15 protein-coding genes and 1 rRNA gene (1 of these 16 only partly in view) are annotated in these 17,875 nt (G+C 44.3%); 8 read left to right on the forward strand and 8 right to left on the reverse strand.

Annotated elements, in window-relative coordinates:
* Positions 1-985: ribosomal RNA gene (locus ACSYSL_RS05135) — 16S ribosomal RNA — on the reverse strand; it reaches 565 nt to the left of the window's first position.
* A gap of 521 nt (positions 986-1,506) precedes the next feature.
* Here ACSYSL_RS05135 and ACSYSL_RS05140 point away from each other — a divergent pair.
* On the forward strand, positions 1,507-2,253 hold the full coding sequence (locus ACSYSL_RS05140; RefSeq protein ID WP_491708501.1) for a LytR/AlgR family response regulator transcription factor: 747 nt from the start codon (positions 1,507-1,509) through the stop codon (positions 2,251-2,253).
* A gap of 64 nt (positions 2,254-2,317) precedes the next feature.
* Here the strand turns inward: ACSYSL_RS05140 and gyrA are convergent, their stop codons facing one another.
* The 6 genes from gyrA to dnaA form a co-directional block, all read right to left on the reverse strand.
* Complete coding sequence (gene gyrA / locus ACSYSL_RS05145) at positions 2,318-4,792, reverse strand: DNA gyrase subunit A (RefSeq protein WP_010691348.1); 2,475 nt, start codon at positions 4,790-4,792, stop codon at positions 2,318-2,320.
* A gap of 25 nt (positions 4,793-4,817) precedes the next feature.
* The gene (gene gyrB, locus ACSYSL_RS05150) at positions 4,818-6,794 is read right to left on the reverse strand and encodes a DNA topoisomerase (ATP-hydrolyzing) subunit B (protein ID WP_420889348.1); all 1,977 of its coding nucleotides are present in this window, start codon (positions 6,792-6,794) and stop codon (positions 4,818-4,820) included.
* Between the two features lie 16 nt (positions 6,795-6,810).
* Positions 6,811-7,956 (reverse strand): DNA replication/repair protein RecF, encoded by a 1,146-nt coding sequence (gene recF / locus ACSYSL_RS05155; protein ID WP_187753625.1) that lies wholly within the window; start codon positions 7,954-7,956, stop codon positions 6,811-6,813.
* A complete protein-coding gene (yaaA, locus tag ACSYSL_RS05160; protein WP_491708502.1) occupies positions 7,947-8,339 on the reverse strand; it encodes a S4 domain-containing protein YaaA in 393 nt (130 codons plus the stop codon). The genes recF and yaaA overlap by 10 nt, the downstream gene beginning before the upstream one ends.
* Positions 8,340-8,536: 197 nt before the next feature.
* Positions 8,537-9,670, reverse strand: a complete 1,134-nt coding sequence (gene dnaN, locus ACSYSL_RS05165) for a DNA polymerase III subunit beta (protein ID WP_010691355.1) — start codon at positions 9,668-9,670, stop codon at positions 8,537-8,539.
* Between the two features lie 180 nt (positions 9,671-9,850).
* Entirely contained in the window at positions 9,851-11,236 is a 1,386-nt protein-coding gene (gene dnaA / locus ACSYSL_RS05170) for a chromosomal replication initiator protein DnaA (protein ID WP_491708503.1), read from the reverse strand.
* Between the two features lie 494 nt (positions 11,237-11,730).
* On the opposite strand from dnaA, the gene rpmH reads away from it, so the two are divergent.
* The 7 genes from rpmH to ACSYSL_RS05205 all read left to right on the forward strand — a co-directional run bounded on the left by rpmH (position 11,731) and on the right by ACSYSL_RS05205 (position 15,920).
* On the forward strand, positions 11,731-11,871 hold the full coding sequence (rpmH, locus tag ACSYSL_RS05175) for a 50S ribosomal protein L34 (RefSeq protein ID WP_213793221.1): 141 nt from the start codon (positions 11,731-11,733) through the stop codon (positions 11,869-11,871).
* A gap of 83 nt (positions 11,872-11,954) precedes the next feature.
* Positions 11,955-12,308: a ribonuclease P protein component gene (gene rnpA / locus ACSYSL_RS05180; protein WP_010691360.1), complete on the forward strand. Its 354-nt coding sequence runs from the start codon at positions 11,955-11,957 to the stop codon at positions 12,306-12,308.
* Positions 12,301-13,140 carry a membrane protein insertase YidC gene (locus ACSYSL_RS05185; protein ID WP_491708504.1) on the forward strand — a complete coding sequence of 280 codons (840 nt, stop codon included), beginning with the start codon at positions 12,301-12,303 and terminating at the stop codon, positions 13,138-13,140. The genes rnpA and ACSYSL_RS05185 overlap by 8 nt, the downstream gene beginning before the upstream one ends.
* 39 nt (positions 13,141-13,179) lie before the next feature.
* Positions 13,180-14,103, forward strand: a complete 924-nt coding sequence (locus ACSYSL_RS05190) for a magnesium transporter CorA family protein (RefSeq protein ID WP_010691363.1) — start codon at positions 13,180-13,182, stop codon at positions 14,101-14,103.
* 107 nt (positions 14,104-14,210) lie between these two features.
* Positions 14,211-14,720, forward strand: a complete 510-nt coding sequence (locus ACSYSL_RS05195; RefSeq protein WP_187753622.1) for an MscL family protein — start codon at positions 14,211-14,213, stop codon at positions 14,718-14,720.
* An 11-nt stretch (positions 14,721-14,731) separates the two neighbouring features.
* The gene (locus ACSYSL_RS05200; RefSeq protein WP_010691366.1) at positions 14,732-14,902 is read left to right on the forward strand and encodes a hypothetical protein; all 171 of its coding nucleotides are present in this window, start codon (positions 14,732-14,734) and stop codon (positions 14,900-14,902) included.
* Between the two features lie 121 nt (positions 14,903-15,023).
* Positions 15,024-15,920, forward strand: coding sequence for an alpha/beta hydrolase fold domain-containing protein (locus tag ACSYSL_RS05205; RefSeq protein ID WP_491708505.1), 897 nt, complete (start codon positions 15,024-15,026; stop codon positions 15,918-15,920).
* Between the two features lie 19 nt (positions 15,921-15,939).
* Here the strand turns inward: ACSYSL_RS05205 and ACSYSL_RS05210 are convergent, their stop codons facing one another.
* A complete protein-coding gene (locus ACSYSL_RS05210) occupies positions 15,940-17,829 on the reverse strand; it encodes an FAD/NAD(P)-binding protein (RefSeq protein WP_491708506.1) in 1,890 nt (629 codons plus the stop codon).
* Positions 17,830-17,875: the final 46 nt, after the last annotated feature.

The following is a 17,875-nucleotide window of genomic DNA, read 5'->3' on the forward strand; positions in this document are numbered from 1 at the left end:
TCTTCGCGTTGCTTCGAATTAAACCACATGCTCCACCGCTTGTGCGGGTCCCCGTCAATTCCTTTGAGTTTCAACCTTGCGGTCGTACTCCCCAGGCGGGATACTTAATGCGTTTGCTTCGTCACTAAAGGGCGGAAACCCTCTAACAACTAGTATCCATCGTTTACGGTGTGGACTACCAGGGTATCTAATCCTGTTTGCTACCCACACTTTCGAGCCTCAACGTCAGTTGCAGTCCAGTAAGCCGCCTTCGCCACTGGTGTTCTTCCATATATCTACGCATTCCACCGCTACACATGGAGTTCCACTTACCTCTACTGCACTCAAGTTGCCCAGTTTCCAAAGCCATTCCACAGTTGAGCTGTGGGCTTTCACTTCAGACTTAAGCAACCGTCTGCGCTCGCTTTACGCCCAATAAATCCGGATAACGCTCGGGACATACGTATTACCGCGGCTGCTGGCACGTATTTAGCCGTCCCTTTCTGGTATGGTACCGTCACTGTCTAAGCATTTCCTCTTAAACCCGTTCTTCCCATACAACAGTGCTTTACGACCCGAAAGCCTTCATCACACACGCGGCGTTGCTCCATCAGGCTTGCGCCCATTGTGGAAGATTCCCTACTGCAGCCTCCCGTAGGAGTTTGGGCCGTGTCTCAGTCCCAATGTGGCCGGTCAGTCTCTCAACTCGGCTATGCATCATCGTCTTGGTGAGCCTTTACCTCACCAACTAACTAATGCACCGCGAATCCATCTTAAAGCGCTGCAAACGCAGCTTTTAACCTTAGTGCATGTGCACTTGGGTTTTATCCGGTATTAGTCACTGTTTCCAATGGTTATCCCAGACTTTGAGGTAGGTTATTCACGTGTTACTCACCCGTTCGCCACTTACTTGGAAAGTGCAAGCACTTTCCGCTGTTCGTACGACTTGCATGTATTAGGCACGCCGCCAGCGTTCATCCTGAGCCAGGATCAAACTCTCATGTTAAAAGTTTGAAGATTGCTCTTCGATTAAACTGACTAGTTGCTATCTCTCGATAACGCCTATCCGTTTATTGTTTGTTACGAATTGACTTCGCAAATTTGTTCGATTTAGCTGTCAAAGCTAAATCGCGTTACAGATTTGTTTGTTCAAAGTTTTGTTCAGTTTTCAATGTGCTAACCCGTTTGGGCAACTCATATATCATAGCAGGCATCATTTCTTTTGTCAACTACTTTTTATTGAGTTTTCTTGCCCTTCGACCTTTGCCGAAGCGCTTGTCCCTCGCAAGGAACAATAATTAGTATACTGACTTTCTTCCTCTTGGTCAATGCTTTTTTTGATTTTTTTATTAGATTTTTGATGACTTCCCATTTGGCCAAATTTTATTAGACTTTTTGAGCTATTTTATTTTATATTTTTTACTTTTCGATTTTAAAATTTATTTTTTTAAATTAGTCATCACTTTTTTCGTCATGATTTCGTATAATGTTATTAGAAAGATTCTTTTTATAGAAAAGGAGATAGCCATGCCTTGCTACATTTTAACCGACAAAGCAAAAGATCGACGCTACCTTCAAAAGGTACTTGTCGATTCGCTCTTCTTTGAAACACCTAATTCACTCCTCCATGCACTGGGTCGAACCAATCATGGACAGATTATTATCTTGGACTCCTCAATTCGTTCCTTTGATGAAGCCGGCTTACAAACTGCTAAAATTATTCGGCAACATGATCCAGATAGCCAGCTAATTATGATTGCTGAACGGGCCACTCTTGCCGAAAAATGTTTTGAAGCGCAAATCGGTCTTCTTGACTTTATCATTAAGCGTGATTTCAGTACATCCTTTTTTGCCCGATTACTTCGGGCGATTTCCCGTGCCGAACAAAACCTTCGTCAAATGCATGAGTCTCGCCCCATCCCCATTCGGCTACCGGATGGTGCTAATAGTCGTTTGTTTGATTTAAACAAAATCATCTACCTAACAACCGACAGTGGCAGTCATCACTTATTCATCCATGAGGAGAACCATGTTTCACGGATTCGTGCTTCCATGCGTGAAATTGAATCATGTCATAAGAATCTTTACCGCGTTCACTCGTCATTTATGATTAATGTTGCCTTTTTGCATGCTTATCATGCAGACGAACACATGTTATTACTAATAACTGGTGACCGCATTCCCGTTTCGCGCCATTACGCTGGTCGGCTAAGAGAAATTCTTCGTTGGCCATCTGAAAACCCGAGCACATCTGCATCCTTACAAAAGAACTAAAAAAAGCCGGTCGATATTTTATCGACCGGCTTTTTAGCGCTTGCATTCGCTAGCTTTGTGCTAATTAGTTATCTTGGGATGCTTCTTCTACATCCGCTTCATCAGCCATGGGTTCCAACTTTGTAAAAGTAGCAACCTTGGAATCATCTTCCAAACGAATTAAACGAACACCCTGAGTTGAACGACCAGTTGTTGAAACATCAGCAATTGAGAATCGAATCATCACACCAAGGTTTGTGGTAACCATGATGTCTTCATCGCCATCAACCGTGACCATTCCGGCCAATGGTCCGTTCTTCTCCGTAATGGTTGCCGTTTTAATTCCTTTACCGCCACGGCCCTTAACCGGATATTCGGCTGCAGCGGTTTGCTTACCATAACCCTTTTCAGTAATGATGAGCACCTTGCTGTCTGGCACCAGAATATCCGCACCAACCACTTCATCGCCTTCGCGAAGGTTGATACCACGAACACCAGCAGCCGAACGACCCATCAAACGAACGGCTTCTTCAGCAAAGGTGACGGAATAGCCATTATGGGTAGCAATGATGATGTTTTGCTCACCATTCGTTTCCAAAACCTTTAGAATTTCATCGTCCTCGCGCAGTGTCAACGCCTTCAATCCGGAAGTCCGAATGTTAGCAAAGTCCTGCACCTTCGTTCGCTTAACGACACCCTTACGAGTAACAAAGAAGAGATTGTCTTCACTTTCGGCAGGACTACCGTGAACCGTTAACAAGCTTTGGATGGCTTCGTCTTGATCGAAGTTCAGCAAGTTAATCACAGGGATTCCCTTCGCTGAACGACCGTATTCAGGGATTTCATAACCCTTCATTCGATAGACTTTTCCCTTATTGGTAAAGAAGAAGAGCGAATCATGCGTCGACAAATTGGCCAGTTGTGCCACGAAGTCTTCATCATTCAGATTCATTCCTTGAACACCACGACCACCACGGTTTTGTGCCTTGAATTCGGATGCCGCCACACGCTTAATGTAACCATTGTGAGTCAACGTTACAATGACATCCTCTTCTTCAATCAAATCTTCATCTTCAATACTGGTTACATCCCCAACCTGTAATTCGGTACGACGGGCATCCCCGAACCGGTTTTGGATTTCGAGCAGTTCATCGTAGATGACCTGATCAATGCGCTCTTGGTGAGCCAAAATGTCCTTCAAGTCAGCAATTAAGGCGACTAACTTCTGATATTCGTCCTCAATCTTATCGCGTTCCAGTCCGGTTAAGCGAACCAAACGCATATCCAAGATTGCTTGGGATTGCTTGTCCGACAAGTCATAACCATCAATCAAACGTCCCTTGGCTTCATCCGAAGTCTTTGATGACCGGATGATATGAATAATCTCATCAATATGATCAAGGGCAATCCGCAAACCTTCCAGTATGTGAGCCCGTGCTTCGGCTTTCTTCAAGTCGAACTGTGTCCGTCGACGAACAACCGAACGTTGGTGCTCCAAGTAGGCTTCCAGAATTTCTTTCAAGGAAAGTGTCTTTGGTGCACCATGGCTAATGGCCAGCATGTTAAATGAGAAACCGGTTTGCAGCAACGTCTGCTTGTAAAGGTTATTAAGAATAACCGAAGCAGAAGAATCACGACGAACATCAATGGAAATACGGAGTCCGTCACGATCTGATTCATCACGGATGGCGGTAATCCCATCAATCTTTTTGTCACGAACCAATTCTGAAATCCGCTCAATCAAACGCGCCTTGTTGACCGCATATGGCAATTCGGTCACGATGATCTGTTCGCGACCAGTCTTGGTTTGTTCGATATCGACTTTGGCACGGATGGTAATGGTTCCACGACCAGTTTCGTAAGCCTTTCGAATACCCGCCTTCCCCATCACAATTCCACCAGTTGGAAAGTCAGGACCAGGCAAAGCTTCCATCAAGTCGGCGGTTGTCGCTGCGGGGTTTTTCATCAAAATGTGCAAAGCCGAAATGACTTCACCCAAGTTGTGCGTTGGGATGTTTGTGGTCATTCCAACGGCGATTCCCGTTGCCCCGTTCACGAGTAGGTTTGGAATACGGGCTGGCAAAACATCGGGTTCACGTTCTTCGCCATCATAGTTAGGCACGAAGTCAACCGTGTCCTTGTTCAGGTCACGAACCATTTCCATGGCAACCTTCGACAAGCGAGCCTCGGTATAACGCATGGCAGCGGCTGAATCGCCATCGACAGACCCAAAGTTTCCGTGTCCATCAACCAAAAGATACCGGTAGGAAAAGTCCTGAGCCATTCGCACCATGGATTCATAGATGGCAGAATCCCCGTGGGGGTGATACTTACCCATGACATCACCGACGATACGAGCTGACTTTTTGTGTGGTTTATCAGGCGTGTTTCCCTGCTCAATCATCGAATAGAGAATTCGACGGTGAACGGGCTTCATTCCATCACGAACGTCCGGCAGAGCACGGGCGACGATGACCGACATCGCGTAGGAGAGGAAGGAGGTCTTCATCTGCTGCGCGAGGTGGGTATTTTTAATACGACTATCTTGTTCTTCTGGCATTTCTTACTCCGAATCAAGCAGTGGCTTAAATATCAAGGTCTTGTACGTAGACCGCGTTGTCCTCGATGAATTGACGACGTGGTGGCACATCGCCACCCATCAGCATATCGATGACGGCATCCGCTTCTTCCGCATCGGCTGGATCTACCCGCAACAAACGACGGTTTGCTGGGTCCATGGTCGTATCGGCCAACTGGTCGTAATCCATTTCACCAAGACCCTTGTAACGCTGAACCTTTGGCTTGGCGTTCGATGGCAATTGGGCTAGGTAATCGGCCAATTCTTCATCCGTATCCAAATAGGTCATGTGCTTCGCGTTTCCAATTGTCACACCATACAAAGGCGGTTGCGCAATGTAAATGAAACCAGCATCAATCATTGGCCGCATGTAGCGGTAGAAAAGCGTCAGTAACAGTGTTCGAATGTGAGCACCATCAACATCAGCATCGGTCATAATGATGATTTTATGGTAATTGGCTTTTTCAACGTTAAAGTCATCCCCAAAACCAGCCCCAAGTGCAGTGAAGAGGGAACGAATCTCTTCGTTAGCCAAGACACGGTCCAACGAAGCTTTCCCAACGTTCAAAATCTTTCCACGAATAGGCAAAATAGCCTGTGTCAAACGATTACGACCCTGCTTAGCCGAACCACCGGCTGAGTCACCCTCGACAATGAACAATTCAGAAATTTCTGGATCCTTTGACGTATTGTCGGCCAACTTACCTGGCAAGTTTGAAATTTCAAGGCCAGACTGACGGCGGGTCATTTCACGCGCACGTTTAGCGGAGAGCCGGGCCTTTTGAGCAAGCGTTCCCTTTTCAACGATTTGCTTGGCAACCGTTGGGTTTTCCAGCATAAAGCGTGAAAACGTTTCGGAAAACATGCGGTCAACCGCTTGACGAGCGTCTGAATTACCAAGCTTCGTCTTGGTCTGCCCCTCAAATTGGGGATCCGGGTGCTTAATCGACACGATGGCCGTCATTCCTTCCCGGACGTCTTCTCCAGTCAATGACTCACCGTTTTCTTTAATCATCTTTTGCTTACGGGCATAATCGTTAATAACACGCGTCAACGCGGTCTTAAAGCCGGTTTCGTGTGTTCCACCTTCGTAAGTGTTGATGTTGTTTGTAAAAGTCTTGAGGTTTTCTTTGATTTCCGTCGTGTACTGAAGAGCAACTTCCACGACAATGCCGTTCTCTTCTCCTTCGACGTAGACGGGTTGGTCAAAGAGGACCTGCTTTCCTTCGTCCAAGTAAGAAACGTACTCCTTGATTCCACCTTCAAAGTGGAAGGATTCAGATACTGGTTCATCCGGACGGTTATCCGTGATGGAAATCCGCAGTCCCTTGTTCAAGAAGGCCAGTTCTCGGACACGTGAAAGGAGCGTTTGGTAATTGAAAATTGTTGTTTCCTGGAAGATATCAGGATCGGGCTTAAAGTGAACGATTGTGCCTCGTTCAATTGGAAGCGGACCAGACTTTTTTGTCATGCCAGTCTTTACACGACCCGTTTGAAAGTCCATGTAGTAAAGCTGACCGTCACGAACAACTTGAACATCAAGTGAAGTCGAGAGGGCGTTTACGACCGAAGCTCCAACACCGTGAAGTCCACCCGAAACCTTGTATCCGCCACCGCCAAACTTTCCACCAGCATGCAAAATGGTAAAGACCGTCTCCAATGCTGGTTTTCCAGTCTTACTTTGGATATCAACCGGGATACCACGACCATCATCCGTTACGGTAATGGAATTATCCTTTTCAATCGTAACCGTGATATGGCTTGCAAAACCAGCAAGGGCTTCATCAATTCCGTTATCCACAATTTCCCAAACGAGGTGGTGAAGTCCTTGTGCAGTGGTGGTTCCGATGTACATACCAGGACGCTTACGAACCGCTTCAAGCCCTTCTAAGACTTGAATCTGGTCGGCATTATAGTCGTCCGCATCAGTAGTCATCTTACTGGCGTTTTCGATATCCTCGGCGGAAACGGATACGGTTTCCATCTCATTTTTTTCTTCTTCAGCCATGATTCTCCTCTTGCTCCTTTGATTCTTCCACCTGAATTGTTCCGTCCTTGACCAAAAAGATTTTAGGTTCTTTGATCAACGACCGAGCAACTTCGGAAAGGGAGGGAGCGGTAATAAAGGTTTGCACCTTATCTTCGATTGTCATCAATAAGTGGGTTTGTCTCGAAGCATCCAGTTCGGACAGGACATCATCGAGCAGCAAAATCGGATATTCTCCGGTCTCTTCGTGCATCAAATCAATCTCACCTAGTTTTAGCGCCAGTGCCGCCGTGCGTTGTTGACCCTGTGAACCGAAATTTGACACGTCCACCCCATTCACTTCAATGACAAAGTCATCGCGATGGGGACCAACCAGTGTCGTTCCTTGTTTTTTTTCACGATCGGCATGCTTTTCAAAAGCAAGCGTCAGTGCCTGTTTCAGCGTCTCTTCATCCGAAATTTCCTGGACGTTCACCGCCGTTTTGTACTGGATAACAAGTTCTTCTTGTTGATTCGCCACCTGACGATGAATACGCGCAGCAGCCTGTTCTAATTCCGTTAAGAAACGTTTCTTCAAAAGAATGAGCTTGCTAGCAAGTTCAATCAATTGCTCCGTCAATACCGAAAGAAAGACAGCATCTTTCTTTCCGCCGAAGGACCAGGCCTTTAAATAGGCATTCCGGTCCCGGAGCACTTTGCGATATTGCGCCGACAACTGTAAATAAGTTCGGTTCATCTGCCCAAACTCAATATCAATAAAGCGTCTGCGGACGGCGGGAGCGCCTTTGACCAAGTCCAAGTCTTCTGGAGCAAAGAGAATGACGTTTAATTGGCCAATATAGCTTGATAGGCGAGACTGGTCCAGATGATTCACCCGGGCCTGCTTTCCTTTTTTCGACCAAGTCAGTGAAAGCGGCGTTTTCCCAAAGCGACTCACGATAATCCCTGCTACCCGTGCTTGATCCTGGCCCCACTGAATAAGGTCCTTATCAACCTTTGTACGGTGGGAACGAGCCAAAGCCAAGGCATAAATGCTTTCCAACAAGTTAGTCTTTCCCTGAGCATTTTGTCCCAGAAAAACGTTGACCCCTGGTTGAAAAGTCAGGTGCGCCTCATCGTAGTTACGAAAGTGACTGAGCGTTAATTCGCTTAGTTCCACGAAGAAGGTCCCGTTGGTCTTTTCTGAGAGGGTTTCTTTTGCTCCAACCTCTTAGAACGAGCAGCCTTTGTCATGGCCTTTTCTTTGGCCTTTGCCGACTTGGCCTGCTGCTTTTGAAAACGGGCCAAAATAGCTGCTTTCTCTTCACGCTCGGCCAACTCTTCCGCTGACTCACGGTCAATGGTAAAAGCCTGCCCAGCCGTTTCAATCAAGTCACCGGGATAGAGTTTCTTTCCCCGACGCTGTTCTTCTTCGCCATTCAACAACACCCGTTGCTCAGCCAAGTAACCCTTGGCCTGACCCCCAGAGTGAATAATGTTGGTGATTTTCAGCAATTGCTGAAGCGTAATGTACTCGGTTGTAATTGCCAATCGTTCGGCCATGAGCCACCCCTAATTCCTAACAGACTTACCCCGTTATTATACCATACTTATCGCTATTTCCCTCTAAACGCTTGATTTAAGCAATTTCTCTTCTTTGAGTGACTTTTCCCAAAGAAAGACAAAAGCCGTTTGCCGCTTTCCTAGCAAAAAAGAACCACAATACCAGCTAGGTATCATGATTCTTTTACAATTTTAAATTAAAACGTCCGGACGGGCGTAATCAACTGGAGTTGCTTATTATCCGTTTCACCTTCAGGAATAATGATGAAGGGGCGTAGGTTCGTGGTGAACTTCAACTCAACGGTCTTCCCTTGAAGCACACGCAAAGCGTCACGAACGTAATCAGGGTTAAAGGAAATTTCCAAATCATCCCCAGCAATTTTGTCTGCCGAAAGCGTCTCTTTCACCTGACCAACTTCTTGGGAGTTACCAGAGATTTCTGCCTGTTGGTCTTTAATCGTCAGCAGAACCACGTTATTTCGCGATTCGTGTGAGAGGAGTGAAGCACGGTCAATGGCCCCAGATAGGACACCAGCATCGATCTCAATTTCCGTGTTGGCTTCAGACGGAATCAACCGGTCGGTTTCAGGGTAGTTTCCCTCCAAGAGTCGCGAATAGAAAGTCGTTCGGCCAAAGATAAAGACAGCCTGGTTGGCCGATAGCTTCACTTCAACGACGTTGTGACCTTCAAGCAAGGACTGTAACTCATTAAAGGCCTTAGCTGGAATAATAACGGAGGCATCATCGATGTTTTCAGCCCCGACAAGGGTAATAATCCGCTGTGAAAGTCGGTGTGAATCGGTCGTGACCGCCTTCATTTGGTTACCTGATAGGGAAAGGTGAATTCCCGTTAAAATTGGACGACTTTCCTGAGTGGAAGCCGAAATCTTTGTTTGGGCAATTAATTCAATTAATTGAGCTGCTGATAGTTTTAATGATTTGCTCTCTGATAGCTCAGGTAGCTTTGGGTAAGCCGAACTAGGTTGTCCGTTAATTTTAAAGGATGCCGATCCTGAAGTAATGAGTGCCTGTAGCCCTTCGATTGAAAGGGTCATATTCGTTGCTGGTAGGTGCTTAACGATGTTAATAAAGAAAGTCGCCGGAAGCGTGATGCCACCAGTTGACTCAATGACTAGTTCATTTGCCGTGTCATCGGCTGCTAATGAAATTTGAATGGAGATATCAGCATTTGAACCAGTTAAGACGAGTTGATCTTCTTCTAAATCTAGTTTTAAGTTCGTTAAGATTGGAATGGTTGTCTTTGATGAAATGGCTCGAGAAACATCATTCAAGGCCTTGATAAATGCTTGACGGTTAATCGTAAATTTCATGGCACATAGCCTCCTTTGTGGCAGGTGCGTTTAATAAATAAATAGGGTAATAAATAACTAGTAATAGTAATAAGGGCTGTGGGTTCCGGGGATTAGGGAACAAAGCCCGGAAACAGAGGCTTTAGCCTGTGGAAAAGTCCGTGAAAAACTCAGACGAAATTTAATGAGTTATCCACAGGGTTATTGGCCATTGCTGATCTCTTCGGCCAGTGATTGCACCATTTCTTTCATACGGGTATCTTTTTCAATCTGTTCTTCAATTTTCGTGAAAGCATGGGAGATTGAAGAATGATCACGATTGCCAAACGCCTTCCCGATTTGTGGTAACGACATGTCTGTCATGGTCCTAGTAAGGTAGATGGCCACGTGTCTGGCACCCACAATGTCAGACTGCCGACGACTCGATTTCATGTCGTCAACCGTTTGCATAAAGTAAACCGCCACAACCTCTTGGATGCGCTCCACAGTAATCACTGGTTTTTTATTGGCATTGATCTCTTCCAGAATAATCTTGGCTGTTTCAATCGTTGCGGGCTTATTTTGAAAACGGATTTTCGCTTCAAAGCTGTGAAAGGCGCCTTCTAGCGTTCGGACATTGCCGTCAATTGATTCACCGATTAATTGGAGAACGTCGTTTGGAATATCGAGTTCGTTTTTTTCCTGCATGTTTCGCAGAATACCAACTTTTGTTTGGACATCGGGCTTTTGGATGTCTGAGGTAATTCCTTGTTCAAAACGGGACTTTAGACGGTCTTGTAAATCAGGAATATCGTTCGGGTAACGATCTGACGTCATGACAATTTGTTTGTTGGCTTTGGTCAGGGCATTGAAGGTGTTAAAGAACTCTTCCTGCACCTGAGGTTTGCCAGCCCAGAACTGAATATCATCGACCAGTAGCATGTCCAACGAACGGTATGTTTTTTTGAAAAGGGCAGTTGCGTTTGTCTCGTTTCCCTTCCTTAGGGAGTTGGTAAAGTCGTTCAAGAAATCTTCAGCCGTGGCGTACTTGATGCGAGCGTTTGGGTTGGTTTTTGCGTAGTGGTTTCCAATTGCTTGCATCAGGTGGGTCTTTCCCAAACCAACGCCACCGTAAATCAGGTAGGGATTATAGACTTTACCGGGGCCTTCCGCAACTGCCAGCGCAATGGCTCTGGCGTTCTCGTTTCCAGAACCCATGACGAATTTTTCGAAGGTAAAGTCGGGGTTTAAACCGGCATCCTGTGAAAAGGGAATATGTTCTTCGCTAGGGGCAGGGGTCGTTAGTGAAGTCTGAGGACCGTCGGCTAATTGTGTTTGGGTTACTGCCGAACGTTGGAATTCAGGTCTTATGAAGGTTCCGGTCTCGTTACTAACAAATTCAACGAATTTCATGGAAATTTCTTGATTCCATTGATCGATAATCTTGTCAGCGAATTCTTCTGGCACCGCTAAAAGGAAGCGCTTATCTTCAATGCCAATTGGCTTTAAGGGTGCGACAAAGGCATCAAAGCTAAGTGGACCGAGATCTTGATACAGTTTTAAATTGAGCTTATCCCAAAGTTTATTTGGGGAGAGGGTATCAGCCATTGAAATCTCCAGTAAAAACGTAAAAATGAAATGATGAAACTAAAATCAGTATAGCAAAAAAAAAGTGACTAGCCTAGTTATCCACAGAAATGAAAGTCGAATTGAAAAAATCCCCGGTTGTGGGAAATAAAAAAAGTGAATGTGGAAAGCAAAGGGAACAAAAATTCGCTTTATCCACAAGTGAACAGAGTTATCCACAGGATAAGGCCTATTAAGTCAAGATCTTGTCGAATAATCCACGTTATCCCCAGATTGGCACCAACAACCTGTGGATAAGTGGATAACTTGTGTAAAAGTGCTGGGTAACTTGTTTTATTAGCTGCTTTATTCAAGTCCCTTTGATTTCCTTTTGATAAATTTGTGGATAAGTTTTTTCTATATATATAGTCGATTTTGAGGTAAAAGCCTTTCCATGCTTGTCAGGGTAGGGTATCCATGGTATGATTAATCTCGAATTGCAAAGAATTTTGCAGACAAATAGTTAATGGAGGTAAATCCTAATGAAGCGTACATTCCAACCAAAGAAGCGTCATCGCGCACGCGTACACGGTTTCCGTAAGCGTATGTTAACGAGCAACGGTCGTAAGGTTTTGGCTCGCCGCCGCGCGAAGGGCCGCAAGGTATTATCTGCCTAAACAGGTCGCTGCTTGCAGTGGCCTTTTTATTTTCATTGATTCATGCAGGGGAACCTGCGTACATAACAGTTTAGGTGGACAGTATGCGTAAGTCATTTCGTATTAAAAAGCCAGAGGAATTTCAAAAGGTTTTTGATCACCATCACTCAGTAGCCAATAAATACTTTGTGGTGTATCGTTTGCAAAAGAAGGATCAAAAACATTTTCGTTTAGGTCTTTCAGTCGGAAAAAAGATTGGAAAGGCGCATGATCGCGTGCACGTTAAACGGCGGATTCGGCAGACGATGTTGGAATTAAAGCCCTTGTTAGACCAGCAAAGCGATATATTAGTGATTGCACGACCAAACATTGCCGGGGCTTCACAGGCTTTTATCAAAAAGCAACTCGTGCACGTCTTGGGATTGGCAAAATTATTAAAGGATGAAAAACATGGTTAGAATTAATAAGTGGGTTAAGACAATTGGTTTCCTTCCGCTCTTGCTAGCGGCCCTGGCCATTGTTGGGATTGTTGCAGCCGACCTGTCGTACACCGGTCATGTTCCTGGTTCAGGAATTTGGGGGGGCTTTGTTGCCTTCTTTATCCGTTCCATTCTTGGTGTTTCTTCATGGTTTGGGACATCTTATGGGTTGGGAATTGTGTTGTTCACCATTCTCATCCGTTTCTTCATCCTGCCGTTGATGGTCTATCAAATTGATTCAATGAAGAAAATGCAGGTTCTTCAGCCACAATTGAAGGTTCTTCAAGAAAAGTACGCTGGCCGTGATACCGAGACGCGTACTCTATTAGCCCAAGAACAGCAAGCTCTTTATAAGAAACATGGTGTTTCACCATTTGCCTCCATGTTGCCACTGCTTGTTCAGATGCCTGTTTTGATTGCCCTTTATCAAGGAATTCATAATTCTTCAGTTTTGCGGTCGGGTTCGTTCCTTTGGTTGAACTTGGGGAATCAAGACCCATATTTCATTTTGCCCGTTTTAGCGGCGCTCTTTACCTTCGGATCATCATGGTTGTCCACGCAGGCTAGTCCTCAACAAAACACCATGACGAAGGTGATGCCGTTCATCTTCCCATTCATTATCTTCTTTACGTCACTGGCCGTGCCAGCTGCTGTTTCCCTCTATTGGGTAGTTGGAAATCTCTTCCAGATGATTCAGACTTTCATCTTGCAAAACCCATTCAAAATGAAGAAGGAACGTGAAGAAGCCCGTGCCAAAGAAAAGGCAAAGGCTCGTAAGATGCGGAAGGCCAAGCGTTCGAAGAAGCGCTAAGGGTTACTTGTCCTTGATATTTTAAAAAGGTGGTTCGCCATGATTGAAATGTTAAAACAGACCCCGAAATTTTGCTGGTATCACGTGACCAATATGTCAGCTGAAGATCGTGATGAACTGCTTTCAAAGCACGGGTTGACTGAGCAGATGCTTGGCTACGCGAACGATCGAAATGAATCCGTCCGGATGGAATTCGATTCGGATGCTGATGAAGCGCTCATCATTTTGGACGTCATTTCGGCCGAACCAGAACCCGTGTTAACACGACCCGTTGGAATTGTTTTGGTGAAGGGGAACCTTTATACCTTTGCGCATCGGCCAACGGATTACATTAAGAAGGAAATTCTGACTGGTTCCATCAATGGCAAGCGGCCGGAAGATGAACAGCTCTCTGTCTTTGAATTCTTAATTACAGGGATTTATCCATTGATGACCATGTATGGTGAAGAAATCACTGAGATTAATCGACAGCGACGAGCTATTCAGGCACAATTTGGTAATCGTAAGCAACTAACGAAGCAGACGAATGATTTGTTACATCTGCAAATTCAAATGATTTATTTACAGAATTCGTTAGCCAATAATTTGATTATGTTGAACCAAATTCGGCGATCGTATAAGACTAATGCGACCGAAGATGATTTGGATCTCCTCGATGCTGTGCGAGTCGAAGTTGAACAGGCGCGTGACATGGCTGGTTTAGCGATGGAAGTGATTAACGCCGTGACGAAGGCTACAGGTACACTTGGAAACCGTGATTTGAACTGGACGATGAAAGTCTTGACTGTTTATTCAATTGTATTCACGATTCCGACAGTTGTTTCTGGTTTTTACGGCGAAAACGTCGATTACTTACCCTTTGCTAGTCATAGCTCTGGATGGTGGGTAACGATTGTTATAATGATTGTCTTAATGGTGGCGGCAACTTATGCTTTCCATCGTTACGGTTTCTTAAAGAAATAAAAAGGACGAATATTTCGTCCTTTTTTTGTTAATTTAACCTGCTTTCCTTTTTTCTAAAGAACAATTGACGTATAATGGTAGGGAACTAAATTATTTTAGGAGGCGTCATGTTGTTTAAACCTCGGGAAAAAAAGGAATTTTTAGATACCCGTGACCGACTGCTTAAAAAATCATCGGAAAGCATGGTATCTTTCCGCCGCTTTATTTTTGCACCGAACCTACTAACCTTTGTCATTTCTGTTGTTGTTGGTAATGCATTTGGTTCAACGGTTAAAGAATTAGTGAATACCGTTTCACATTTCTTTTATGCATTATGGCGCTGGATTGTTCGATCAGGTCATCCGTTGAATTTTGATTCAACACTATCTGCTTTGTCTGATTTGTTTACTTCTTCGCTGACGTTAATCTCCATTGCGCTCGCCGTGTTCTACTTTATTGAGTTCATCAATAATTGGTTGATTGGTACGGAACAGGAGAAGTGGGGTTACGATGAACCGCACCAAGATTCATTAGATATGCAGGCTTTGCAAAAGAAAAACAATGCCTTGGTCAAGGAAAACATTGCCTTGCAGAAAGAAATGATTGAACTAATGAAGGATATCAAGAAAGATAAATAAGGAGAGAAATCATGAAAGTTACTACTGTCTATACGGCTATTGCAGCGCTTGTGTTGTTATTCATTTCAATCGTCACTTGGGTGTTTAACTCGAAGGACATTGCCTTGTTAGCGGCTAACCTCGCTACAATTATGTTGTTGGTTGTCTACCTTTGGGGAAACCGCAAAAACGACAAAAATTAAGAAGATGTTAAGAATATAAAGAGTAGTTTAAGCTAAGCCCGTGTGCTTAGCTTTTTCTTTAAAAATGTTTCACGTGAAACATTTTTAAATGGTTCTTTTACGAGAACTGAAGGAGGGGGAAATGCTATTTAAAGACCAAGAAGTATCATTCGAAGCTGCTAAAGTGCCGGATTCAGTTGAAGAAGTAGTGAGAAATCAGCAATATGGACCACAAAAATGGGAACGCTATGATTTGTATCTACCAAAAGGTAAAGAAAAATTAAAGCCGCTGCTTCTAGATTTACAAGGTGGTGGGCTTGTTAGGGGGGATAAGTCTACTGAAAAGCTTGAACCCAATCTTCGATTAACAGCAGATGGTTTTGCCGTAGCATCCATGAACTACGAGCTGATTTCAGAACGTAATTATTCTTTCCCGAACCAAGTTGCCGAGGTGCGTGCGGTGCTCATTCAACTAAAGAAAAGAGCGCAAGAATTCGGCTTAGATACGCAGCGCTTTTACCTAACTGGCGAATCGTCTGGAGCCCAACTGGCGTTATTGACGGTTGCTTCTGTAACAGCAGGGGTTAAAGTTGGACGTAAAAAGGGCTTAGATGATTCATTAGTCGATATGCCAAGCATTCAAAAGGTCATTGCTGCCTATGGCCCTTATGAGTTTGATGTTTTTGATGAACAATTTAAGCGATTGCATGTTCAAAAGAAATATTCAGAATCGGGCGAAGCTAACTCCTTTGAAGGGATGGCAGTGGCCGGCCATCAGGTAACTGATAACCCAATTGCTGTTAGCCAAGCAAACCCAGCAAACTATTTTACAAAAGCCATGCCACCAATTTTTGCGATGGCGGGATCGGCAGATCAGGTTGTTCCTGAACTACAAAGTAAAGAGATGGTCGAAAGATATGAGAAGATGTCCGGAAAGCAGGCCGTTACTTACTGGCTACCAGGAGGTCATCACGGCATTTCAGATTTTGATACGGATGACGTGTATCAGATGAAAAAAGAATTTCTTAAAAAAGGCTAAAGAAAAAGGACTGAAAAATTCAGTCCTTTTTCTTTAGTATCCGGTGCAATTGAGGTGAGCGAGCGAGAAGAGAATCGACTAATCGCTGAGACTCTTGGAAAATCAAGGTATTGACATAAGGACGGGGAATAACTGTGTTAAACCAGCGTTCTCCTTCCAATGGAATACCAGAGATGTAGAAGCCATCAACTGCCTGGTCTTTCTTATTCAAAACGGTGAAGGTGTTCGGGGCAATTTTAATCGTGTTTCCAAATAGTAATTGACCATTCTCTTTTTTAAAGCGATCATTTGGCTCAATTAACCCTTGCCTTGCAAGTGAACGAATTAATGGTGATTTAGCAATTCGAAAATCAATTGTTGATAATCGTGCTTCAATCAGAACAGTTCCCTGAAAATGTTGACCGAATTTGTCACTCGCTTCAAAGAAATGCTCGTTGTGACCCGTCTTAAATCCGGGACCAGCAATGGTAATGATTCCGGCTTTTAGTAATGCGAGTAATTGACGCATTCGAACTAGAGGAGGACCAGCAGATAGTTGATTATCGAACTGGCGGAACTGGGTTAGCATCTTTTCGTAGCCATCTTCGGTGAAGTAATTTTCATTATAGAGCGTGCGAACGATATCGCGCATGTCTCGTAGAAGATCATAAGCGCCGGTCAAAGGCGACCAGTTGTTACCGAGTTGAGCCGATTGAATATCGTTTTCAATGTGAGTAAGGAGCTCTTTATTAAAAGTTTCAGTATCCTGCCAGTTCATGGCTGGGAAGATTTTTCCATCCCAATCGATTTCAGTTTCAAGATCTAAGTTGAAACGATCATTTAGAGAAGACCAGCTAAGTGGATTATCGAGCGCATGTAAGATGTTGGCCTTGGTCGAATCGAAGGGTAAATCAGACTGCATGACTTGATTGTAGATAAACTTATAAGTCATTTCCTGCTTAAGAAGTGACATAAATTGACTAAAAGGAATCTTGCCGTGGTTCATGGCGGCGATTGATTTTAAGTGCTTTAGTGTAAAGAAGCGAGGAACGTACAGTTGTGAAGCTTCCTTTTGGTTAATGCCCTTTGATCGAGGGGGAAGACCGTTGAAGGAACCGGCAACAATCACCGGCTCACGTCCAGAAGGACGGTAGGTTAAAGATCCGTTACGGTTCGTGATGAAACTACCACCTTTACCTGCGGTTAAGGATAGGAGAACATCGAAGAAAGAAAGACCCAACCCTTCAATTAAAACAGTATCTGATCCAGTAATTGTTTCAAAGTCGTTTTCAGCGGGGTGCGAGGCAGGATAGTAGACAAAACCCACTTTGTCGGCGAATTTTCGTAATGATTCTTGTTTTTCGTTTAACTGATTGTCGATATGACCAGGCGCTAAGATCACGCGGTCGTATTTTTCAATGTAGTTGTTTCGGGTCCATAGTTTAAAGCGACGGGGACCCTTCGTCATGTTGATGATTTCTGTTTGATGAAAGCGAATCGTGATATTTTCGGGCTTAGCCGCTAATAGTTCATCAAAGTACCAAGCAGCGTATATGCCAAATAAACCACGGGAAGCAAAGGTATTCGAGGAGATTAATGAAATCACTTCGTTTTCATATGCTTTAGGATATTCTGGATGTTCCTTTAAGTAGTCAAAGGCTCTAGTATGTGCCCAGTCAAGCAGATTTGGTCGATCAATTGGTGAATCGTTATCATAAAGCTCATAATCATCGAATAACGTCACTTGATTGGCAAAAGTATTCATTAAAAAAGTGTGGTTATTGGTTAGGAACGGATCCCAAACCCGACCACCAATGGGACTAGGGTCGAATAAGTCGATTTCAACCTTCGCTGCTTTATTAATTGTAAAAAGAAGTCGGCCAAGGATCGAAAGATTACGAGGCCCTGCGCCAATTAATGCAATTTTCATCGTTTTTTCACCCCGTTGTTAATGGAAAAAGAACAACGTTTCTCAT

It is taken from the genome of Fructobacillus sp. ESL1129 (assembly GCF_058507945.1).